The organism is Psychroflexus sp. MES1-P1E (assembly GCF_002836055.1).
Taxonomy (GTDB): Bacteria; Bacteroidota; Bacteroidia; order Flavobacteriales; family Flavobacteriaceae; genus Psychroflexus.
The window spans coordinates 15,171-38,201 of the sequence record NZ_PJBS01000316.1; the positions used below are offsets into that span (position 1 = coordinate 15,171).

24 protein-coding genes are annotated in these 23,031 nt (G+C 35.6%); 6 read left to right on the forward strand and 18 right to left on the reverse strand.

Annotated elements, in window-relative coordinates; all coding sequences use genetic code 11:
* Window positions 1–134 precede the first annotated feature (134 nt).
* The 3 genes from CXF67_RS13045 to thiL form a co-directional block, all read right to left on the reverse strand.
* Window positions 135–548 (reverse strand): OsmC family protein, encoded by a 414-nt coding sequence (locus CXF67_RS13045; RefSeq protein WP_102089141.1) that lies wholly within the window; start codon window positions 546–548, stop codon window positions 135–137.
* Between the two features lie 91 nt (window positions 549–639).
* Window positions 640–843: a putative signal transducing protein gene (locus CXF67_RS13050; RefSeq protein WP_102089142.1), complete on the reverse strand. Its 204-nt coding sequence runs from the start codon at window positions 841–843 to the stop codon at window positions 640–642.
* 19 nt (window positions 844–862) lie between these two features.
* Window positions 863–1,918: a thiamine-phosphate kinase gene (gene thiL, locus CXF67_RS13055; RefSeq protein WP_102089143.1), complete on the reverse strand. Its 1,056-nt coding sequence runs from the start codon at window positions 1,916–1,918 to the stop codon at window positions 863–865.
* Window positions 1,919–2,049: 131 nt separating this feature from the next.
* Between thiL and CXF67_RS13060 the strand changes: the two genes are divergently transcribed.
* From CXF67_RS13060 to CXF67_RS13075, 4 genes are read left to right on the forward strand one after another with little or no spacing between them, the layout of a single operon-like run.
* The gene (locus tag CXF67_RS13060) at window positions 2,050–3,468 is read left to right on the forward strand and encodes a choice-of-anchor B family protein (protein ID WP_102089144.1); all 1,419 of its coding nucleotides are present in this window, start codon (window positions 2,050–2,052) and stop codon (window positions 3,466–3,468) included.
* Entirely contained in the window at window positions 3,468–4,835 is a 1,368-nt protein-coding gene (locus CXF67_RS13065; protein ID WP_102089145.1) for a hypothetical protein, read from the forward strand. Before CXF67_RS13060 ends, CXF67_RS13065 begins: the two co-directional genes overlap by 1 nt.
* Before the next feature lies 1 nt (window position 4,836).
* On the forward strand, window positions 4,837–5,592 hold the full coding sequence (locus tag CXF67_RS13070; RefSeq protein WP_102089146.1) for an MbnP family protein: 756 nt from the start codon (window positions 4,837–4,839) through the stop codon (window positions 5,590–5,592).
* Between the two features lie 2 nt (window positions 5,593–5,594).
* Window positions 5,595–6,635: a cytochrome-c peroxidase gene (locus CXF67_RS13075; RefSeq protein ID WP_102089147.1), complete on the forward strand. Its 1,041-nt coding sequence runs from the start codon at window positions 5,595–5,597 to the stop codon at window positions 6,633–6,635.
* On the opposite strand, the gene CXF67_RS13080 is transcribed toward CXF67_RS13075, so the two are convergent.
* Window positions 6,632–8,407 (reverse strand): glycoside hydrolase family 15 protein, encoded by a 1,776-nt coding sequence (locus tag CXF67_RS13080; RefSeq protein ID WP_102089148.1) that lies wholly within the window; start codon window positions 8,405–8,407, stop codon window positions 6,632–6,634. The two genes, CXF67_RS13075 and CXF67_RS13080, sit on opposite strands and share 4 nt — an antisense overlap.
* A gap of 80 nt (window positions 8,408–8,487) precedes the next feature.
* Here CXF67_RS13080 and CXF67_RS13085 point away from each other — a divergent pair, with 80 nt between their 5' ends.
* Both CXF67_RS13085 and CXF67_RS13090 read left to right on the forward strand, forming a co-directional pair.
* On the forward strand, window positions 8,488–10,701 hold the full coding sequence (locus CXF67_RS13085) for a bifunctional alpha,alpha-trehalose-phosphate synthase (UDP-forming)/trehalose-phosphatase (RefSeq protein WP_102089149.1): 2,214 nt from the start codon (window positions 8,488–8,490) through the stop codon (window positions 10,699–10,701).
* Window positions 10,702–10,743: 42 nt separating this feature from the next.
* The gene (locus tag CXF67_RS13090; RefSeq protein WP_102089150.1) at window positions 10,744–10,983 is read left to right on the forward strand and encodes a hypothetical protein; all 240 of its coding nucleotides are present in this window, start codon (window positions 10,744–10,746) and stop codon (window positions 10,981–10,983) included.
* Between the two features lie 50 nt (window positions 10,984–11,033).
* Here CXF67_RS13090 and CXF67_RS13095 read toward each other — a convergent pair whose 3' ends face one another.
* The 14 genes from CXF67_RS13095 to CXF67_RS13160 all read right to left on the reverse strand — a co-directional run bounded on the left by CXF67_RS13095 (window position 11,034) and on the right by CXF67_RS13160 (window position 22,965).
* The gene (locus tag CXF67_RS13095; protein WP_102089151.1) at window positions 11,034–11,939 is read right to left on the reverse strand and encodes a DUF3078 domain-containing protein; all 906 of its coding nucleotides are present in this window, start codon (window positions 11,937–11,939) and stop codon (window positions 11,034–11,036) included.
* Between the two features lie 69 nt (window positions 11,940–12,008).
* A complete protein-coding gene (locus CXF67_RS13100) occupies window positions 12,009–12,521 on the reverse strand; it encodes a DUF2480 family protein (protein ID WP_102089152.1) in 513 nt (170 codons plus the stop codon).
* A 4-nt stretch (window positions 12,522–12,525) separates the two neighbouring features.
* Window positions 12,526–12,849, reverse strand: coding sequence for a DUF59 domain-containing protein (locus tag CXF67_RS13105; RefSeq protein ID WP_015023683.1), 324 nt, complete (start codon window positions 12,847–12,849; stop codon window positions 12,526–12,528).
* A 4-nt stretch (window positions 12,850–12,853) separates the two neighbouring features.
* Window positions 12,854–13,285, reverse strand: coding sequence for a SufE family protein (locus CXF67_RS13110; RefSeq protein WP_015023684.1), 432 nt, complete (start codon window positions 13,283–13,285; stop codon window positions 12,854–12,856).
* On the reverse strand, window positions 13,278–13,721 hold the full coding sequence (locus CXF67_RS13115) for an META domain-containing protein (RefSeq protein WP_102089153.1): 444 nt from the start codon (window positions 13,719–13,721) through the stop codon (window positions 13,278–13,280). The genes CXF67_RS13110 and CXF67_RS13115 overlap by 8 nt, the downstream gene beginning before the upstream one ends.
* Window positions 13,718–14,962, reverse strand: a complete 1,245-nt coding sequence (locus tag CXF67_RS13120; protein WP_102089154.1) for an aminotransferase class V-fold PLP-dependent enzyme — start codon at window positions 14,960–14,962, stop codon at window positions 13,718–13,720. The genes CXF67_RS13115 and CXF67_RS13120 overlap by 4 nt, the downstream gene beginning before the upstream one ends.
* A 50-nt stretch (window positions 14,963–15,012) precedes the next feature.
* Window positions 15,013–16,326 carry a Fe-S cluster assembly protein SufD gene (sufD, locus tag CXF67_RS13125; RefSeq protein ID WP_102089155.1) on the reverse strand — a complete coding sequence of 438 codons (1,314 nt, stop codon included), beginning with the start codon at window positions 16,324–16,326 and terminating at the stop codon, window positions 15,013–15,015.
* A gap of 37 nt (window positions 16,327–16,363) precedes the next feature.
* Window positions 16,364–17,122 carry a Fe-S cluster assembly ATPase SufC gene (gene sufC, locus CXF67_RS13130; protein ID WP_102089156.1) on the reverse strand — a complete coding sequence of 253 codons (759 nt, stop codon included), beginning with the start codon at window positions 17,120–17,122 and terminating at the stop codon, window positions 16,364–16,366.
* A 9-nt stretch (window positions 17,123–17,131) separates the two neighbouring features.
* Window positions 17,132–17,527, reverse strand: coding sequence for a hypothetical protein (locus CXF67_RS13135; protein WP_102089157.1), 396 nt, complete (start codon window positions 17,525–17,527; stop codon window positions 17,132–17,134).
* 10 nt (window positions 17,528–17,537) lie between these two features.
* Window positions 17,538–18,983, reverse strand: a complete 1,446-nt coding sequence (sufB, locus tag CXF67_RS13140) for a Fe-S cluster assembly protein SufB (protein WP_102089158.1) — start codon at window positions 18,981–18,983, stop codon at window positions 17,538–17,540.
* Between the two features lie 17 nt (window positions 18,984–19,000).
* Complete coding sequence (locus CXF67_RS13145) at window positions 19,001–19,330, reverse strand: HesB/IscA family protein (RefSeq protein ID WP_102089159.1); 330 nt, start codon at window positions 19,328–19,330, stop codon at window positions 19,001–19,003.
* A gap of 139 nt (window positions 19,331–19,469) precedes the next feature.
* A complete protein-coding gene (locus CXF67_RS13150; protein ID WP_102089169.1) occupies window positions 19,470–19,949 on the reverse strand; it encodes a hypothetical protein in 480 nt (159 codons plus the stop codon).
* 13 nt (window positions 19,950–19,962) lie between these two features.
* Window positions 19,963–21,063: a DNA-processing protein DprA gene (gene dprA, locus CXF67_RS13155; protein WP_102089160.1), complete on the reverse strand. Its 1,101-nt coding sequence runs from the start codon at window positions 21,061–21,063 to the stop codon at window positions 19,963–19,965.
* 18 nt (window positions 21,064–21,081) lie between these two features.
* Window positions 21,082–22,965, reverse strand: coding sequence for a cation:proton antiporter (locus CXF67_RS13160; protein ID WP_102089161.1), 1,884 nt, complete (start codon window positions 22,963–22,965; stop codon window positions 21,082–21,084).
* Window positions 22,966–23,031 lie beyond the last annotated feature (66 nt).

Sequence of the window (23,031 nt, forward strand, 5' to 3'; positions counted from 1 at the left end):
TATGACAAATATATCGTTTATTGATGAAGAGTCTATCTCAAATAAGAAAAGCTCTAATGAATTTACATAGAGCAAAACCTAAATAAAAATGCTATTTACCTTTTCAACAGCATTTTTATAGATAATCATTAGTGTTACTGAACTAAAGCAGCATCTACTGAAATTTCAGTAGATAAAAGCTTAGAAATTGGGCAATTTTTTTCAGCTTTTTCAACTAAATTATCGAATTTCTCTTGACTAATTTCTGGTATTTTAGCTACAAGTGTGAGATGAGAATTTGTGATAGACCCCTCTTTAAGCGTAATCTCCCCTTTAGTTTCAAGACTTTCAGGAGTATACCCCTCCTCTGTTAAAAAAGCGGACAATTGCATTGAAAAACATCCTGCGTGAGCAGCTGCAATTAATTCTTCAGGATTTGTCCCTTTTCCATCTTCAAATCTAGACATAAAAGAATAAGGTGTAAGGTTTAAAATACCGCTCTGTGAAGAGAGGCTTCCTTTACCTTCTTTAATGCTGCCTTCCCAAATTGCTTTCGCATGTCTTTTCATAACTTTTTATTTTTTTTGAAAATTAAAAAATAATCATTTATCTCACTAGATTTTCAAATAACATTAACCTAAGTTACAATTTTAAAATCTACTAGCTTTTTTGAAATTTCTCAATAATCGCTTTAGCCTTGTCTTCATTATTTTTAGAAACAAAGAGTTCATACTGACCAAAAATACCAGCATAGGAGCTGTCCATTTTATCTTTTTCAAAACAGTCTATATCCTCCGACATCAACAGGTTCTTAATTCCCATTAATTCTACTTTAGACGTTGTTGTAAAAATTTTAATTTCCATAAGTTCCAAAATTTAGTTTCTAATCTTCCTCCTCCTCATTCATCCCGTTCCAGCCTCTAGCCTTAATTGGGATTTTAGTATTCATCCTAGAAATGAGATGAATCCCTTCACTTTCCTCAGCCATATGACCGATAATCGTTAAATGTGGGTTCGCTTTTATTTTTTTAAAATCATTTTGATCTACCGTAAATAAGAGTTCGTAATCTTCCCCTCCATTTAGAACCACTGTAGTAGAGTCCAACTTAAATTCTTCGCAAGTTGAAATGCACATTGGATCAAGAGGAAGTTTATCTTCAAACAGGTTTGCGCCAACTTTAGAATGTTTGCATAAGTGCATCAACTCTGAAGATAATCCATCACTAATGTCAATCATAGAAGTCGGTTTTACCTCCAAAGCAGCTAACAGTTCTACAATATCTTTTCTCGCTTCAGGCTTTAATTGCCGCTCTACTATATAATTGTATTTCTCGAGATCTGGCTGTGCGTCTGGGTTCACTTTAAACACCTCATTTTCTCTTTGCAACACCTTTAGCCCTAAAAAAGCACCTCCTAGATCACCTGAGACAACAAGTAAATCATTAGGTTTGGCACCACTTCTATAGGTAATATCCTCTTTTTCGGCTTGACCAATCGCCGTAACACTTATCGTTAAGCCTTTTGTAGCAGAAGTGGTGTCTCCACCAACAACATCTACATCGTACAACTCTGCGGCTGTCGCAATTCCACTATACAACTCTTCCAAGGCTTCCACTGTAAAGCGATTGGAACACGCAATAGAAACTGTGATCTGCTCTGCTTTTGCATTCATAGCATACACATCAGATAAATTTACCATAACAGCCTTATAGCCTAAGTGTTTTAAGGGCATGTAGGCGAGATCGAAATGAACACCTTCTACCAAAAGATCTGTAGTCACCACTGTATGCTTATCGTGTTTTAAAACTGCTGCATCATCACCGATACCAGTGATTGTAGAGGTTTGCTTAATTTTAAAAAATTGGGTCAAGTGGTCTATTAAACCAAACTCACCAAGTTCTGATAATTTGGTTTTACTCTCTTTTGTATTTTGAAACATAACATTTTCAGTTTGATTGCAAAGTTACTTAAAGGAATTGAGAAGGACAGTATATTTAAGCTGACCTCTATTGATCTAAAAATAAAACCTTGTCTTGAGAATAATTAGTTACATTTGGAAAAAAAAACATTTTGAAACACATTTACTCTTTTCTACTACTAATTTTCATTCAAGCAAACTCATATTCTCAAACTCCGTGTGAAAACGGTTTTGCTGGACAATATCCCTGTAACGATTTCGATCTAATGTCCCAAATTGACTTAAACACCCTTTCAGCAAATTCTGGAAACGACTCTTGGGGTTGGACAGATCCTCAAGATGGTAAAGAATATGCCATTATAGGATTGAGCAATGGTACAGCTTTTATAGATATTTCTAATCCAACACAGCCAGTTTATCTCGGCAAGTTACCTACACACACTCAATCTAGTTCATGGAGAGATATAAAAGTTTACAACAATTATGCTTTTGTCGTTTCGGAGGCCCAAGGACATGGCATGCAAGTCTTCGACCTAACCCGACTTCGCAATGTTAGCAATGCACCCACCACTTTCAACAATGATGCACATTACGATGGTATTGGTAGTGCCCATAACATTGTGATCAATCCAGAAGAGCCTTATGCTTATATTGTTGGTAACCGAAATAGTTATTCAGGAGGCGCTCATATCGTCGATATATCCGATCCTTTAAACCCTGACCTAGCGGGAGGCTATTCTGGTAGTTCTTACACGCACGATGCTCAAGTTGTCACTTATAATGGGCCTGATCCTGATTATGCTGGTAGAGAAATCTTTTTAGGAAGTAATGAAGATGAAGTTGTCTTTGTAGATGTTACAGATAAATCAAATCCGACATTGATTTCAGATATTTCCTACAGCAATATAGGATATACTCATCAGGGTTGGTTAACAGAAGATCAGAGGTATTTTTTCTTAGGTGATGAACTTGATGAAATGGATTATGGTTTTAATACTAAAACACTAATATTTGATTTAGAAGATCTAGATAACCCTATTATTCATCAAGAATATTTCGGCCCAACTTCAGCGATAGATCACAATGGGTACATTAAAGGTGATATATTTTATTTATCAAATTATACCGCAGGCATAAGAATGCTAGACATTTCTGGTATTGGTAACGAAGAGGTAAATGAAGTGGGCTTCTTCGATACCTATCCTGAAAATGATAACGATAGTTTTGATGGTATGTGGAGCAATTATCCCTATTTTGAAAGCGGTAACATTGTGATAAGTGACATTGACAGAGGGTTCTTTTTAATTAGAAAATCAGGCACACTAGAAACCCCTGAATTTAAAGATCAAGAATTCAAGATCTTCCCTAATCCTGCATCATCCTATGTTCAAATACAAAACACTCAACAGAACATTCAAAAAATTGAAATTTTCAATCTTTTAGGTCAAAAAATATTTTCCAAAGATTATCAAGATGAAAAGCAAATTCAAATCAATTTAGATAACTACGAATCTGGTATGTATCTGCTTAAAATAAATAATTCTTTCACTCGTAAATTGATCATCAAGTAATGTTTAATAAACTAGTCTTCGTCGTAATTTTAGGATTTATTTTTTCATGCTCGAAAGATGACGAATCAGTAATTCCAGAAGGAATTGACGACGAATTTGTTGGTGAGATAGACCTTATTAAGACCATTGGGGGCTCTCAACAAGATGATTTCTTATCTGTAGTCGCAACTACCGACGGTGGTGTTGCCGCTTTTGGTTTTACGCAAAGTAATGATGGTGACGTCATAGGTAAGCCTTCAACAGATAGCGATTATTGGCTTGTTAAATTTGACCAAGAGTTAAACATCCAATGGCAAAAGGTATTTGGAGGAAGTGATGACGATAGAGGACAAAGCATAATTCAGACTGATGACGGAGGCTTTGCTGTCACTGGATTTTCAAGAAGTGATGATGGCGATATTTCTGGGAATTTTGGATTTCAAGATTATTGGGTTGTAAAATTAGATGCTTCAGGTGGTATTCAATGGGAAAAAAGCATCGGCTTCTCTGGAAATGATAGAGGATATGATATTATACAGACTCAGGATGGCGGCTATTTTGTTACCGGATTTTTAGATGTCACAGCATCTGAAGGTGAGGGAAATGATGATTTTGGTAGCTTGAAAACTTCATTAAACCCCAAAGGAGCGAAGCATGGCGTTGGCGAATATTGGGGTGTAAAACTAAATGCTGGAGGAGATATGGAGTGGAGACGCTATTTTGGTGGCACCAATAACGACAGAAGTTATGCTGCTATACAAACCCAAGACGGTGGTTATATCCAAACGGGACATTCTGAAAGTGATGATTTTGATATCGAAAACCCTATAGGAAGTTATGACATCTGGGTGGTCAAAACTTTTGCTGATGGCGTCTTAGATTGGGAAAAAAGCTTTGGAGGAAGCAGCATTGAAATTGCATTTGACATTATAGAAACCGAAGACAATAACTTTATGCTAGTTGGTGATACTCGGAGTAGTGATAGAGATGTTTCGAACCCAAGAGGTAATGCAGATATATGGATCATCAAGTTCGATACGAATGGGAACTTGATATGGGAAAAAACCTATGGTGGACCAGAATTCGAATCTGGAAGATCTATTATAGGTATAGGAAATAATGACTATTTTGTAACGAGTAGTTCAAGAAGTAGTACAGATCAATTGGAGACCAACTATGGCTCCAATGACATTTGGGGAATTATCATAGACGGTAATGGAGACTTAAAGTGGCAAAAAACCATTGGAGGAAGTGGTCTTGACTTTGGGAATGATGCTGCAATAAATTCTAGCAAGGAGATTTTCGTCGTTGGAAACACGGTTAGCACAGACACAGATTTCTCGACAAATAAGGGTGATAACGATGCTTTTATTATAAAATTAAAGTGATATGAAAAAAATAATTTGCTTGGTTCTTGTTTTAATGTTATCAGTTTCTTGTAAAGACGATGATACCTTAGAGACAACTAGTATAGACATCAGCTTTGCTAATACGATAAATTCTCAAAACATAGAATTGAGTACCGGAGTTTATCAAACAACATTGGGTGAGTCTTACTCCATCAATGAGCTGAAATATATCATCAGTAATATCTCGTTCATTAAGGAGGATGGCGGAATTTTCACTTATCCTGTAGAAGACAGTTATTTTCTAATTGATGAAGAGGTTCCTTCGAGTAAAATTATAACCCTAGAAAACATCCCCGTAGCCAACTACAGTAAAATAAAGTTTGGAATAGGTGTAGATCAATCCAACTACCCACTTAATGGAGTAGATAACTTTGTACCTACAGCAGAAGAAAGCCAAATGCTTTGGAGCTGGTCGGCAGGTTATATCTTTTTTAAAATAGAAGGGGATTATTCTCCCAGTGGTAATCAGCCAGATGAGGGTTTTCTTTTTCACATTGGCAGCCATGGCACCAATCTAGATAATTACAAAACTGTAGAGTTATCTTCTAATTTTGGTTTTAATTTTACCGAAAATACTTTAGTATATATCAATGCTGACATACCTAAACTCTTTAATGCGGTCTACGATATCAGGATAGAGGATAAATCTGATATCCAAGTAGATCCTGTGAATGCTCCAAAAATTGCAGAAAACGCAAGTCAATTATTTTCTTCAATTCCACAGAATAAACGATAAACATGAGTAAATTAATTCTCTGCATGGTATTGATATTATGCCTTGCCTGCAGCGGGGATGAGACTAATTATGTTGAAATTTCGGAAAATAAAATATTAGACTTCCCTCAGCCAGATTTCTTTCCTCAACCTGTTTACAATTTGGAAGAAAATCCACCTACAGAAAAAGGATTTGAGTTGGGTAAAAAATTATTTTACGACGGAAAGTTATCTTCAACAGGAGTTATTTCTTGTGGATTTTGTCATGTCCAAGAGTTTTCTTTTACACACCATACCCACGAAGTGAGTCATGGTGTAGATGGTGCTTTAGGAACCAGAAATGCCCAACCTTTAATGAATTTGGCTTATTTAGAAGAATTCTCGTGGGACGGTGCAGCCCAACATCTCGATGCTTTTTCCATCATCCCTATCACTACAGATACAGAGATGAATGAAACGGTGTCTAATGTGATTAACAAACTCAAAAGCGACGAAGTCTATAATGAATTATTTGCTGAAGCATTTAACAATGGAGAGGTAAATACACAAAATATGTTCAGAGCCTTGTCTCAATTTATGGTGATGATGGTCTCTGCAGATACAAAATATGATAAGGTTTTAGAAGGTAATTCTGTCTTTAGCGAGGAGGAATCTGCCGGTCAATCCTTATTTGAAGCTAAATGTGCAAGCTGCCATGAGGGTATTCTTTTTACAGATCAATCCTATAGAAACAATGGATTATCCATTGACCTTAGGTACAACGATATTGGACGTGAACGCGTCACAGGACTTGAGGAAGATAAGTACAAATTTAAAGTCCCCACCTTAAGAAATATTATGGTCAGTTTACCCTATATGCACGATGGACGCTTTCAATCTTTAAAAGAAGTTTTAGATCATTATGACTCCGGAGTTGAATCTACACAAAATTTAGATCCTAGCTTACAACAGGAAATTAGCTTAGGGATCTCACTCACAGAAATTGAAAAAAACCAACTTATTTCTTTTCTAAAGACCTTAACTGACGACAACTTTTTACTCGACCGGCGATTTTCTGAATTTTAAGACTTCTCTACTTTAGATAAATTTATAGCCGTTTCTATCAATGCTAAATGAGAATAAGCCTGTGGAAAGTTTCCCAGCAATCGTTTTGTTTTAAAATCTATATCCTCACTCATCAATCCTAGGTGATTAGAATAACCGATTAACCTCTCAAATTGTTGCTTAGCGTCTTCCACTTCGCCAATTTTAAACAAACTGTTGATATACCAAAATGTACATATCGTAAATGATGAACTAGGCAAACCAAAGTCGTCCTTGTTTTTATAGCGATACAGAAGTCCATCATTTGTTAAATGCTCTCCAATAGCCTTTACTGTACTTATAAACTTTGGATCCTTAGCCTCTATGAAACCATAGGTTTCCATCAATAAAACAGAAGCGTCTAGATCTGTAGAATTATAAGATTGAGTAAACGCCTGCATATCTTCATTCCAAGCATTCTCCATAATATCATTACGTATAGCTTTTTCCAAAGTTTTCCAGCGTTCAAGCTTGGATGATTTATGAAAGAGTTTTGAGATTTTTATAGCTCTATCTATAGCGACCCAGCATAAGACTTTTGAAAAGGTAAAATGTCGATCTTCAGTCCTGAATTCCCAGATTCCTTTATCTGGCTCTTGCCAGTGTTTTCCAACTACCCACGCAATCCCTTTTGTAATAGTCCATAACTCTTCTTTATTGTCTAGATCTGATTTGAATTTGACTAATTCTTGATAAATGACATCCACCAATATCCCGTAGATATCATTTTGCTTCTGTGCATAAGCCGCATTACCAATTCTCACTGGTTTAGAATCTTTATAACCAGACAGATGTGTTAAATGCTTTTCCGTCAATTGTTTTTCTTTATTGATTCCATACATGATTTGAAGTTTTTCATTCTTATCTGGAATCAAATCTATTATGAATTGCAAATAGCGTTGTATCATTCTTTTGTGACCTAATTGAGAGACTACTTTCACCACCATAGAAGCATCTCTAATCCAACAAAATCTGTAATCCCAATTTCTAACCTCCCCTATAGTTTCGGGTAATGAGGTCGTAGCCGCCGCTAGGATTGCTCCCGTTTTATCATAACTCAAAAGCTTAAGAGTCATCGCGCTTCTTAAAATCATATCATCATAAGTGCCAAACTTGGGCGTCCTAGAACTCCAATTGAGCCAATATTCTTTGGTTGTTTCTAAGTCTAGAGATATAGACTCCATGTCGGGCAGCTCTATCTTTTCATTATAAGACAAAAGGAAAAAAGCATCGTTGGTAAGGAAAATTTCATTTGAATTTGCAACGGCCTCTTTGTCTAAAGAGGTGTAAAGAAACAAGGTATCAAACTCATCGGCTTCCGTAAGACCTACAATAAAATTTTCTTTGATGAATATCTCCGTGTTTCCAAGAGCATACTCCAATTTTGGATTGAAATCAACCTTTAGTTTGGGAGTTCCCTTAGTAACTTTCAAATACCTTATGAGTTCTGGAGGGGTGTGATAACTCTTATCTTTTTTAAGATAACGCGGCAAGAAATCATAGACTTCAAAACTAGCATCTTGGGATGAAAAAGTAGTTTTAAGAATAGAAGTGTCTTTGACATAAACCTGGGATATTTCGTAAGAGTCATCCACATGAAAAGCGAATTGGCCTCCCTTCTTCTCATCTAATAATTTTGCGAAAACAGAAGCGGAATCAAATTCTGGTAAACAACACCAGTCTATTGATCCTGTTTCAGAAACCAAAGCGGCTGTCCTACAATTTCCTATTATTCCATAGTTAAGATTATTCATGAATGTTGATTTTTTGGGAGATTAAAATCATATTTTTGATTAAATAAAAGGAAATAATACGAGTTTAACAAAGTTTTTTCATGAATAAAATGATAATTGTATCCAATAGGCTACCTCTACAAATAAGTATAGAAGATCATCACCTCAAAGTGACGTCGAGTGTGGGCGGACTTGCTACAGGACTTAAATCTGTCCATAAAGAGAGTAATGGAATTTGGATTGGATGGTCAGGCCTTACACAAGAGGAACTTACTCCCGAACTTGAGGATAAGGTTAAAGAAGCCGTTCATAAAGAGCAATGCGTGACTGTGGGTCTTACTCAAAGTGACCTAGACTTATATTACTATGGCTTTAGTAATAGAACATTGTGGCCATTGTTTCATTATTTTATTGAGTTTACAGAGTACGATCCCGAATCTTGGAATGCCTATAAACGCGTAAATGAAAAATTTGCGGAAGTAGTTTTAAAACATGCAGAAGATGGTGACCAAATCTGGATACAAGACTACCAACTTTTACTGGTCCCAGCCCTTGTTAAAGCTAAAAAGCCCAACATTTCTATCGGATTCTTCAATCATATTCCATTTCCTTCTTATGAAATATTCAGAACCTTTCCTAAACGTAGAGAACTTTTAGAAGGTATGCTTGGTGCCGATTTGATTGGTTTCCATACCTACGATTACGAAAGACACTTTTTAAGTTCTGTAAAACGCATTCTTAGTTTGGAAGTTAATTTCAACAAAGTTACCTATAACAACAGAATCATAAAGGTGGACTCTTTTCCGATGGGCATCGATTACAAAAAATTTAAAAATGCTGCTCTTAAGCATGATAAACAAGATGAAAATAATAAAACTGAAATTCAAAAAAGACTAGATCAGCATCTTCAGAAAGAAGTTGGGATGAAAATGGTGCTTTCCGTCGATAGAATGGACTATACCAAGGGTATCCCAAACAGGTTAAAAGCTTTTGAATATTTTTTGAGGAAATATCCAGAGTTTCAAGAGAAAATAAGACTTGTTATGCTGGCGGTCCCTTCACGATCTGAGGTACCTCAGTATCAAAAATTGAAGCAAGAAACCGACGAGCTTGTAGGTAGAATTAATGGTGAATTTTCCACGGTAAGCTGGACTCCTATTTGGTATTTTTATAGAACCTTACCTTTTGAAAATATAATAGATCTCTACACCTCTTCGGAAGTTGCTTTAATTACTCCTGTAAGAGACGGTATGAACCTCGTTGCTAAAGAATATGTGGCTACTCGAACCAAAGAGGACGGCGTGCTAGTCCTTAGTGAAATGACTGGGGCCTCAAAAGAACTCAATGAAGCTTTGCTTATCAATCCGTTCAATTATGAAGAAATTGCGGACACTCTAAAGCAAGCTTTAGAAATGCCAAAGGCAGAGCAAAAACAAAGAATGAAAGCACTGCAGAAAAGGGTGTCTAGGTATAGCGTAGAGAAATGGGCTAGTGAATTTATAAACTCTCTTAAACAAGTACATAAAGTTTATAGTATTATCCAAGCCTCAAAATTGAAATCAAAGGATATAAATAATTTCAAAGAGATATTAAAATCCCCTGAAAAAAAGATGATGTTTTTAGATTACGATGGAACTTTGGTCAACTTTACTAAAAACCCTCAAGATGCTAAACCAGATTCTGAACTTTTCCAAATATTAAAAGGACTGGAGAAAATTGAAAATCTCGAGCTTGTGATCATTAGCGGGAGAGATAAAAAAACGTTGAATGAATGGTTCAAAAACACGTCTTACACACTAGTGTCCGACCATGGGGTTTCCGTACGCGAAAAAGAGCAAACATGGAAGATCCTAGAGCATTTAAAAACTGATTGGATGGAAGATGTTCTCCCTGTCTTGGAAACTTTTGTGGATAGAACACCGGGAACACTTGTTGAAAAAAAGAAATTTTCGCTAGCCTGGCATTACCGAGATACGGATATCGAATTAGCTCAAAAGCGAGTTGTAGAAATAAAAACGGTGCTAACTAGTTTTATCTCTAACACAGACCTTACCTTGCTAGAAGGAAATAAAGTCATTGAAATAAAAAGCAGCAAAGTTAATAAAGGTAGGGCTTGCAATTATATCTTGGAGCAAAATCCTACTCAACATGTCTTTGCCATTGGAGATGACTGGACCGATGAATTTATGTTTGAGGAGCTTCCAAGGGACTCACAAACCATAAAGGTAGGTGTTAAAGAAACTAAGGCTAAATTTTATGTGGCTAGTGTTGAAGATGTGAGGAGCCTCCTAAAAGAACTGCCTACATATAACTAGGTTAATAAAAAAGTCTCAAAATCAAAATTACTAAACAAACTTATGAGTAAACAAATAAAATTAATTTGGGACTTTAAAGGTCCAAATGCAGAGAAAACGGCGGAACATCACACCATTCATTTGAATGACTATTTAAATACAAATTCCATGGATTTGAAAATAACAGGAATAGAGAAGCTAGATGACTTTCAATTTATAGCTTTTATGGTTGTTGAAGAAGTGGACATGAAAACTGTAAGAGATCGTTTAAAACCTCATAGAGGGCAGGTATATAATAGCTAACTCACCTCCTAAAAGCAACTAATTTTCGGGTCTAAGTAAATGGATTAAAATCATAAGGTATAATTAAAACCAACCCCTAAGACTTCTCTTATTTGAAAACCCCTTACGGCATTGTCATCATAAATAGCTTGGAAGGTAAAATTCGCCGAAATATATTTATTAACACTCATAATAAGATTTAAGGTATAGTCGATGTCAACATTTAGCGGATCTTCCAGATAATTAGAATATAAACCTAACACGTTTCCTGCAGTAATGCCTTCCATGACTTTAAATTTAACAAAAGCGTTTAAAGAGGCACCGAATTCAGCACGTATGCTTTCACCCTCATTAATTCCGAAAAAGTCACCGTCTACATAACTTGGAGTGGTAGTGAATTGCTTGTTGGCTGTAATGATTCGACCTGTTACTGGTGAAATGTTGACACGAATGTCATCACTTTCTTTCCATAAAGCACCCAAACCTAATTGAGTGAAGGCTGGGGACATGAATTCTGTTTGAAGCGACCTCGTTTCGTTCCCGTCTGCATCTTCTCCAAACTCATAGCCCATGTCAAACTGAGATCTAAAATTCACAAAAGCGGATGTGTACCATTTGGACTGTTCTATTTGACGTCCAATGGTTGAATTGAGTTCTAAACGATCATTTGTTTTTCTGTAAAATTCTTGATCCTTTATTTTATTTATACCATAGTCGCCTAGGAATTTAGTGTCCCAGCTATATTTTCCTTTGTTATAATAGATATCAAAGTTAACCACAATATTAGCGGAGTAGTTGGTAGTTCCACCACCTTTCCAGTCATCATTAAAGGCTGCTTGATTGATCAGAAATTGAAAGTTCCCTTCAGTTTTCCATAGGGTATCGTTTTGTGAAGAAGCTAGAACACTTGGAGATTGCGCTTTTAAAAGAAACCCTGTTAAGATAATAATGGAGCTGAAATAAAATTTAAATTTCATTTATAAATGTTTTAAAAACAAATATAGATAATATTTTAAAATAGCTACTATAGGTAAAAGAGTGTAAAATTATCTCTTTTTAGGTTTCTTATAAAGAGGAACAGCAGAACAGGCTTCACCATACATAATTGACTTGGCAATGGGCTGTAGCATTTGAAGAGCGAGTAAGTATGCATTTTCTGGCACTGGTTTATCAGAACAGCCTTTTATAATGATAGGTTTATCTTTATAATCGGTTAGATCTATTTTAGAAAGCGCCTCTTGATATAGCAAAGAATTTAAAACCTCTATAGACCCAAAAACAACTTTTTGGGCTATATTCTCAAGGTAAGTCGTTAACAAGAGATAAGCCCAACTTGGAATTATGGAGTCGGCTGAACAATGAAGCGATACATAAGCATCTTCATATTGTTTCCAGTCATGTGCTTTTAGCTCTAGTCTGAAGTCTTTTTCTTTAAGAATAATTCCTTGAAACAACCACTCTTTGATATCGATTTGTACTCTTTTCCCTTTTGGATAGTAATCCTCTAGATTAAAGGTAATCAAAGGACTATTTGCGATTTTGTTTACAATTTCAGCCATAGACTTATAACATTCCTAATTCAAGTTTTGCTTCTTCACTCATCAATTCTTGGGACCAAGCAGGATCGAAAGTCAATTCTACTTCACATTCGTTGACCCAGTCTAAAGAAGCCGCCTTTTCCTTTACTTCTTGAGGAAGAGATTCAGCTACTGGACAGTTGGGCGAAGTTAGAGTCATTAAAATTTTGACATCATCATTCTCATTGACAAAAACATCATAAATAAGTCCAAGTTCGTATATATCAACTGGGATTTCTGGGTCGTAAATAGTTTTTAAAACTCTTACTACATCTTCTCCTAGCTTTTCTGTGTTTAGTTCTTCAGCCATAATATTAAGCTTTATTTTGTTGGCTATTATATGCAATAGCGTACATTTTCATTTGTTTTACCATGCTAACCAATCCGTTAGCTCTGTTTGGTGATAAGTGTTCCTTAAGTCCGATTTCATCTATAAAATCAGTGTTTGCCCCAATGATATCTTCAGGTTTTTGTCCAGAGAATACACGAATAAGTATGGCGATGATTCCTTTGGTAATTATGGCATCGCTATCTGCTGTAAAATCGAGCTTGTCATTATCCATCGCTCCATAGACCCATACTCTACTCTGACATCCTTTTATGATGTTTTCATCAGTTTTATATTGGTCTTGAATAAGTGGAAGAGATTTACCAAGGTCGATCATATATTCATACCGATCCATCCAGTCTTCAAAAATGCTGAATTCTTCTACAATTTCTTTTTGTCTTTCTTGAATATTACTCACTTTTTTCTATCTTTTTTTCTGCCTTAATCAAGACGTTTCCTTCTTTAGATTTTAAGTAAATTACTTCAGATGAAGTATCAAATTGAGTGACTGAAGCTGCTTTTTGAAAAAATAAATTCTCAAGATCCATTTTATCATCACAATACATTTTTGTTGCTGAAGCAAAGCCTAAGTCTAAAATTCCGTCATTCATCTCATAACTGAAGTTATAATTGTTGCACCCCGAATATCCTGAAATTATTGAGTTTTCAGGATCTATCTTCAAGGTTAATCTAGAATCTACAAGTTCTTGATCCCCTAGCTGGGTTATAACATATTCTTCAGCTATAAGTTTTTCTGAAGTCATTTTTCCTTGTTGCTGGGCTTTACAAGAAACCAAAATTAAAAAAATTGAAAACAAGGCGAAGCCTGTTTTTAAAATTGAATATGGTTTCATGATAACATGGATTTCGCCTTTTTCAAAGCAATAATAAAAGAGTCAATTTCTGCTTTCGAATTGTAAAACATAAAAGATGCACGAACAGTTCCTGGAATTTTATAAAAGTCCATAATAGGCTGAGCGCAATGGTGACCAGTTCTCACGGCGATTCCCATTTTGTCGAGCAAAGTTCCTATATCATAGGGATGTAAACCTTCAATGTTAAATGACAAAACAGCCGTTTTATTTTCTGGTGTAGTCCCATATATTCTTACGCCTTCTATTTTTTCTATCTCTTCAGTTGCATAAACAAGCAACTGCATTTCATAAGCAGCAATCACCTCAAAACCAATAGCATTCATATAATCTAGCGCTGCACCAAAAGCTATACCTCCAGAAATATTTGGAGTGCCAGCTTCAAACTTATGAGGTAATCCAGCATAAGTCGTCTCTTCAAAAGTCACTTGATCAATCATTTCGCCACCACCTTGATAAGGAGATAACATGTTTAAAAGTTCCTCTTTTCCATATAACATACCTACCCCTGTTGGGCCGCAGATTTTATGAGCTGAAACCGTATAGTAATCTATATCCAAAGCTTGAACATCAGCTATTAAATGAGATGCAGCTTGCGCTCCATCTATCAAAACTTTAGCATCAACTTCATGAGCTAAATCAATGATTTCTTTAATAGGATTTATAGTCCCTAAAGCATTGGAGACATGATTTACAAATACAAGTTTCGTATGCTCATTCAATAAGTCTTTGTAAGCCTCCATTACCAATTCTCCTTTTTCTGACATTGGAATGACCCTCAATTTTGAGCCTGTTTTTTTACAAAGCATTTGCCATGGAACGATATTGGAATGATGCTCCATCGCCGATACCAAAATCTCATCTTCAGGCTTCAAAATAGAAGCATATCCATTGGCAACCAAATTGATACTATGCGTAGTTCCCGACGTCAAGATAATTTCGTAATTGTGTTTCGCATTAAAATGAGCCCTTACTTTTTCTCTAGCAGACTCATAAGCATCTGTAGCAATTTGCGAAAGCGAATGCACTCCTCTGTGGATATTTGCGTTCTTATTTTCGTAATAGTCTACAATACAATCTATAACCTGTCTTGGAGTTTGAGATGTGGCAGCATTATCAAAATATACCAAAGGCTTCCCATTAATTTCTCTATGTAAAATCGGGAAGTCTTTGCGTATGCTATCTATGTCTAAAAGTTGTTCAGAAGTATTCGTCATGTTCATGTTTCGTTTCTTAAAATTTTACTTCTTAGTAAGTTGACCCAATTGAATTCTTATAAGTTGAATCCTAATTCGACTTCAAGTTTCAATGCAATTTGTTTAGTTATTCTTTTTTTGATTTCTGGAATTTTAACACTACCCAAAACTTTATTTGCAAAAGCAAACATCAGTAAGGCTCTAGCTTCTTTTTTAGGGATTCCTCGAGTTCTTAGGTAGTATAAGGCTTCATTATTTAATTGTCCAATCGTACAACCGTGACTGCATTTTACATCATCTGCAAAAATTTCCAATTGTGGCTTAGAGTTACAAGTAGCCCCATCGTCCAACAAAATATTATTATTGCTTTGGAAAGCATTTGTCTTTTGTGCCAATCTATCTACCAGAATACTCCCGTTAAAGACGCCAACCGATTTTTCAGAAAAAATTCCTTTATAATCTTGATGACTTTCACAATTAGGCTCAATATGATGCACAAGAGTATTGTGATCTACGTGTTGTTTTCCTTCTAAAATAGTAACTCCCTTAAGTATAGAATTACAGTTCTGTCCATGCTGATAAAACCTCAAATTATTTCTAGTAATTTTTCCGCCTAAGGAAAATGTATGTAAAGAACAGGTACTATCTCTTTCTTGTTTGATAAACGTATTATCTATAAGAGAAGACGTGGTCTTATCATTTTGAATTTTATAATAGTCCACTTCAGCATTTTGTCCGACATAAACTTCTGTCACCGAATTGGTAAGCACAGGATTATCCGTCAAACTTTGATGCCTCTCAATAATTTGAACATGAGAACCATCTTCAGCGATAATTAAGTTTCTAGGTTGAATCATTAATGCTGACTCATTTCCTGTAGAAAAGTTAAGAATTTGAATAGGCTTTTCAGCGCTTACGTTTTTAGGAATTCTAATATAAGCCCCTTCTTTAGCAAAAGCAGTGTTTAAAGAAGACATACTTTCCTCAGGAACAATTTTATTAAAATACTTATCCATGATAGACTTGTATTTAGACTTGTTCAAAGCCGAAGACATCAGACAAGCATCCAACTTATCGTGAGTAGTTCTCGACAGATGAGAAGAATAAATTCCATCTATAAATACGATAGTATACGTATCTATATCATGTATTAAGTATTTCTTTATATCCTTATAATCTATGGCATCTTCCTTTTTAGGAAATATGCTGTAATCTTCCTTTAAAATAGAGTTGAGTGAAGTATATTTCCAAGCTTCCATCCTTTTAGTGGGAAAGCCCGTACTTTCAAAAAACTTTATAGCTTTGTTTCTTTCGCTATGGATATCATTTTCCATATCTACTTGCTCTTCAAAAGCAAGATAAGAAGACATTAATTTTTCTTTAAGTTCCATGTTTTAAATCTTTTGGGTTAGGGTAAAAGCTTACTTACTAAGTCATTTCTGCTCGTTCTTCCTTAAGCCAATCATAACCTCTTTCTTCCAACTCTTTAGCCAATTCTTTACCGCCTGTTTTTACTATTTTACCATCCACCAAAACGTGTACAACGTCCGGTACGACATAGTCTAGTAGTCTTTGATAGTGCGTAATCACCAATGTTGCGTTACCTTTATTTCTTAAGCGATTTACACCGTCGGAAACAATTCTAAGAGCATCTATGTCCAAACCAGAATCTGTTTCATCAAGAATAGCCAATTTTGGTTCTAGCATAGCCATTTGGAAGATTTCATTTCTTTTTTTCTCACCACCAGAGAAGCCTTCATTTAAGGATCTAGATAAAAATTTTCTGTCCATATCTAACAAGGCAGATTTTTCTCTAATCTTTTTCAACATTTCATTAGCAGGCATATCTTTTTGACCTCTAGACTTTCTAACCTGATTGATAGAGGTTTTGATAAAATTGGTCACAGAAACTCCTGGGATCTCAATTGGATATTGAAAAGATAAGAAAATCCCTTTGTGCGCTCTTTCTTCTGGAGAAAGTTCAGATATATTTGCTTTTTCAAAGAGTATGTCTCCTTCTGTAACTTCAAAATCTTCATTACCTGCAATAACTGAGGCAAGTGTACTTTTACCAGAGCCGTTAGGACCCATTATGGCATGAACTTCTCCAGCGTTAATCTCTAGATCAATACCTTTTAAAATCTTTACACCGTCTACACTTGCGTGTAAATTTTTTATATTTAACATAACTGCTTATTATTTACTTAGTCTAAGACTTTGATCATCTTTAGACTGTTCTACTTTTATAATATTTTGGATGTTAACCACTTTAGGCCAAACATCCTCTTGTGTATTGTTTTCTATTTTAACTTTTAAAGTCACCTTAAAAGACGCGTACGGATCTGGATCTATATTGCGAACATTCGCGATAAGTTCTTCAACAATTTCATTGATGACCACACCGTAAATTGCGTTTTTAGTTTGGAAAACCGCGGCAGAATCCGCGTAAATAAATTCGCCTGTCATCGTTTTTAGCGAACCTTGCAATTCTGCCTCTAAGATTTCTTCATCTACTTTTGAATCTTTAGACTCCGTTTTACAAGACCCTAAAGTAAATAGACAAACTAAAATGGATAGTAAAAATATCTTCATTTATGTATGATTATCCTACTGAACCTTCTAGTGATATTTCAAGTAATTTTTGAGCTTCCACTGCAAATTCCATTGGCAACTTATTAAGAACATCCTTACTGTAACCATTTACAATAAGAGCAATCGCTTTTTCAGTATCAATTCCTCTTTGATTACAGTAAAAGATTTGATCTTCACCAATTTTAGTGGTCGTTGCTTCGTGCTCTACTTGTGCCGTTTTATTTTTAGCTTCAATGTATGGGAACGTATGAGCTCCACATCTATTTCCCATCAATAATGAGTCACATTGAGAGAAATTTCTAGCATTAACTGCGCCTTTATTAATTTGAACTAAGCCTCTATAACTATTTTGAGAATTTCCTGCGGAAATACCTTTTGAAATAATTGTGCTCTTTGTATTTTTACCAATATGAATCATTTTCGTACCGGTATCTGCTTGCTGGTAATTGTTGGTCACAGCAATGGAATAAAATTCTCCTGTGGAGTTATCCCCTTTCAAAATACAACTTGGATACTTCCAAGTTATAGCTGATCCAGTTTCCACTTGAGTCCAACTTATTTTAGCATTTTTCTCGCAAATTCCTCTTTTAGTGACAAAATTAAAGACTCCACCTACACCCTCTTTATTTCCAGGATACCAGTTTTGAACCGTTGAATATTTGATTTCAGCATTATCTAAAGCTATCAACTCTACAACGGCCGCATGCAATTGATTTTCATCACGCATAGGAGCTGTACAGCCCTCTAGATAACTAACATAACTAGAATCTTCTGCAATCACCAAAGTTCTTTCAAACTGGCCAGTATTTGCTTGGTTAATTCTAAAGTAGGTTGATAATTCCATTGGACATCTCACCCCCTTTGGAATATAACAAAAAGACCCATCACCAAATACTGCGGAATTCAAAGCAGCAAAATAATTATCTGAAGTAGGAATTACTGAACCCATGTACTTCTTTATAAGCTCTGGATATTCCTGAATAGCTTCTGAAATAGAACAGAAAATAATACCTTTTTCAGCTAATGTCTTTTTAAAAGTAGTCGTCACAGATATAGAATCAATCACTACATCCATAGCAACTCCAGCTAATTTCTTTTGCTCATCTATAGATATTCCTAATTTTTTGAAGGTTTCCAACATTTCAGGATCTACCTCATCTAAACTATCATATTTAGGCTTAGTGCCAGGTGCAGAATAATAGGATATAGCTTGGTAATCTGGCTTTTCATAACCAATATTAGCCCAATTTGGCTCCTTCATCGTTAACCAATGTCTGTAAGCATCCAATCTCCACTGTGTCATCCAATCTGGCTCTCCTTTCTTTTTGGAAATACCTATAACTACATCTTCATTTAAACCTGGAGGAAACGTATCAGATTCCATTTCTGTATAGAACCCATACTCATATTCTTTATTCTGAAGTTCCTTCTCCAGTTCTTGTTCTGTATATGCCATTATCGTTCTCTTTTAAATTAAAGTGAAAAACTTTCACCACAGCCGCATGTTCTTTCTGCGTTAGGATTATTAAAAACAAATCCTTTTCCATTCAACCCACCAGAATATTCCAAAGTGGTCCCTATTAAATATAAAAAACTGCTTTTGTTAATAATGATTCTAACATCATTATCTTCAAAAAGTTTATCTTCGTCGTTCTGGTCTTGATCAAAATTTAGATCGTAAGATAACCCAGAGCATCCGCCGCTTTTTACCCCAACTCTTACAAAGTGGTTTTTGACATTATAGCCTACTTCACCCATAAGATTAGTTATTTTTATTTTCGCTTCTTCGCTAACTTTAATCATATTTAAGTAGATTAATTCTAAATTGATTACAAATATAAAATTAATGAACAATTTCTAGGTGTTATTTAACTAAATAAGGGAGTTAAAGTTTTTTTTAAACCAAGAAACAAGCTGATGTTAGACTCTTGGTTTAAGATAATTATAATCTTTGTTTATCTAAAACTTTTTTAGCATTTTCCAAAGAAGAACTAATAGCAGCTTTCATTTCTTCAGCTGAATTGTATTGCATCTTCAATAATTCCACCTTCGCCTTTATGCTATCTTTGTCTTTGGCTTGCAGACCAGTGTTAATCTCCGTTCTTGAAAAAGAAGAGCTGAAGTTTTTCATCCATGCCATCATAATATCATGGGCTTTTTGTAAATCTGCAATAGCCACATCATGCTTATCTACCAGCAGAGCATTCACTTCTTCTAAGCTTTCTAGTTCTTCTTTTTCACTTTCAAGCTCAGTGATTAGACTGTTAATCTTACTCATTTGAGGCATCACATCGTCATGAATTTGGATAGTTTGCTTCATTTGCGCATCAAATGCTTTAGCTTCTGCAGACTCCTCCTCTTTCTGACAGGAAAAAGAGATAAATACCATACCTATCAAAATAGGTTTTAAAATAAATTTCATACTATTAAATTTTTTAAATGATTTCAAATTGTTTACCAGGCAATGGCCTTACAAAACCTCCCAATTCCAAACTAAGAAGGATTGATGATAATTTATGGGTTGGTAAACCGCAAATCAAAGATAACGTATCAATTTCTGCTTTCCCAGTTTCTGTAAGTTTTTGTACTACAAATTTTTCATCATCATTAAGGGATACAAATAACTGGGTTTGGATATTCTTTTTTTTAGTTTCAATGTCCCAATTGAGATTATAAACCAAATCGGCAGCAGAGGTAATCATCTGTGCTTTTTGCTGCTTTATGAGCATATTACAGCCTTTACTGAATTTGTCTTGAGGACGACCTGGAACTGCAAAAACTTCTCGGTCATAGGAATGAGCTATATCTGCCGTCACAAGAGAGCCTCCCTTTTCAGCACTTTCAATAACAATAGTAGCTTCACTAAGTCCTGCAATAATCCGATTTCTACTCAGGAAATTCTTACGATCGAAGCTATCGTCGCTGCAGAAGTCTGTCAAAAAACCACCATTATTTTCTATCGAAGACACGTATTTTTGATGGGCTTTTGGGTAGATTTGATTCAATCCATGTGCCAAACATGCTATGGTTTGAAGATTATACTTGATGGCTGTTCTATGCGCTACAATATCTATTCCATAGGCCAATCCGGATACTATTACTGGTTTGAGTGGCGACAAATCTTCTATCAATTGTTCACAAAAAGCAATACCATGAGTCGTCACTTGACGGGTACCTACTATACTCAAAATAGGCTTGTTCTTAAGATTGATGTTACCTCTAGAAAATAAAAGTATAGGACTATCTATGCATTGTTTTAACCGCGAAGGATAGTCTTCGTCCTTGAAATAACTTAGCTTTATATTATTGCTTTGTATGAAGTTGAGCTCCTGTTCTGCCTCTTTCATTATAGCAGAATCTCTTAGGGTCTTTATTCGCTTACTTCCAATCCCATCTACTTCTTTTAAGTCGTTTGCACTGGCTTGAAATAAGGCTGTTGCACTGCCAAAATACTGAAGAAGTTTTTTCGCATTGATATGACCAATCCCCTGCATTTTATGCAACATCAGTAAATAAAGGAGTTCCTGTTCTTGCATCTTTAAGCTTATTAAACCTTAATTATTGCCTGCCGGCTTGACTTCTTTGATAGAGGGCTCTTCTACTATTTTTTTAGAAGGCTCTTTTTCAAAAGATTTTCCTAGATACACCAATTTAGATTCTGGTTCTACTTCTATAGATTTTGAATCGTTTGGTATTATATCCAGTTTTCCCTCTGGATTTTTGATAAACAGAGGAATTATTTCAGACTCCACTTTACTCAATTCGATTAAGCCTCGAAAATGTTCGCTGGAGTTTAGTTCTATTTCATGGATCTCAGGATAATTTCTAGTTAGGTTAACGAGTTTTATATAGTCGTCGGTTTGAGAAAATAATCCATCGTCTGGATTATTTTCCGGATCTTCCATTTCTTCTGAAGATATGACACGGAAGGTTCCTTGTTCTCCAAATTGTTTTGCAAAGTTTTCAATAGCCTTTTTATTAACAGCCGTGTTACCTGTTAAGGCCATTAAGTACCCAACATCACTCAACTCGATATTATCAATTAAATCATCGGAATAGATATTGGCATTGATAGCATCTAGCCCCATCGCTTTAGCTTTATCTATATTGCTTTTATTATTGTCAACAATAACAACGTGCCTGTCATTATCTTTTAAATATTTAGCGACTATTCTTGAAAATGATGATGACCCTACAATCAATATTCCTTGAGAATCCTTAAGAAATACGCCCACCAGTTTCGCAAAGGGTCTTGCTGTAGTCGCATTAAGAAGCACGGTGCCTAGAACAATCATAAACACCAAGGGAGTTATTAATTCTGCATTAGGAATGCCTTGGTCTACCAACTTCAATCCAAAAAGAGAAGCCACACCTGCCGCTACTATTCCTCGAGGACCAACCCAACTGATGAATAACTTTTCGCGAGTTTCCAGAGTGGATTTATAACTGCTCAAAAACACGCCTAATGGCCTAACCACAAATACAACAACAGCAAAAAGGATTAAGGTATTCCAATTGAAAACCAGCATCAGGTTTTCGAAATTAATATTAGCAGCAAGAAGAATAAATAGAATTGAGATTAAAAGAATACTAAGGGACTCCTTAAAGTAAAGAAGTTCTTTGAGGTTGGGTAAATTGGTATTCCCCATAATAATTCCCATGACCACCACAGCCAACAAGCCACTTTCGTGTGCAAAGTGATCTGCCATTACAAAAACCCCTAAAACGGTAGCTAAAGTGACCACGTTTAATAAGTAATGAGGAATAATCTTAGACTTTATTGCCAAAGCCAGAGCTTTGGCGAAGGTAAACCCAAAGGTAAACCCAAAAAGAACAATTTGACCAAACTCTACGAGCACAGTGGTTGTAAAGGCCTCGCCTCCACCAGCAGTTATAAACTCAAATACCAATACAGCAACCAAAGCTCCAATGGGATCTATTAATATCCCCTCCCACTTCAATATGGCTGAAACGTCTTTTTTAAGAGGGATATTCCTTAAAATTGGAGTGATTACGGTAGGCCCAGTGACTATGATGAGCCCAGAAAATAGAAGGGAAATTTGCCAGCTTAATCCCAGTATCCAATGAGCTGCCATTCCTGCTCCTACAAAGGTAATCACCACCGCAACGGTAATTAGCTTAACGATAACTGGGCCGACATTCAAAATCTCACCTCGTCTTAAAGTCAGACCACCTTCAAAGAGAATAATACCTATAGCAAGTGAAACAAAATAAAACAAACTTTCTCCAGGAAACAAGCCCGTCTCCCCATTCCATATAGGCTCTATAAGCTTGGATCCGTCCTCGGTATATAAAGTAGCAATAGGACCTACCATGAGACCTATAAGAATTAATGGTAATATTGCTGGGATTTTGAAACGCCAAGCGAACCATTGCGCCAAAATTCCTAATATAATTATACTCGCTAGTTCTATCATAGAATATTAGATTTGAGTAGTTAAAAATAGCACAATCTAGAAGACTCGGATTCCAAAGTTAAGACT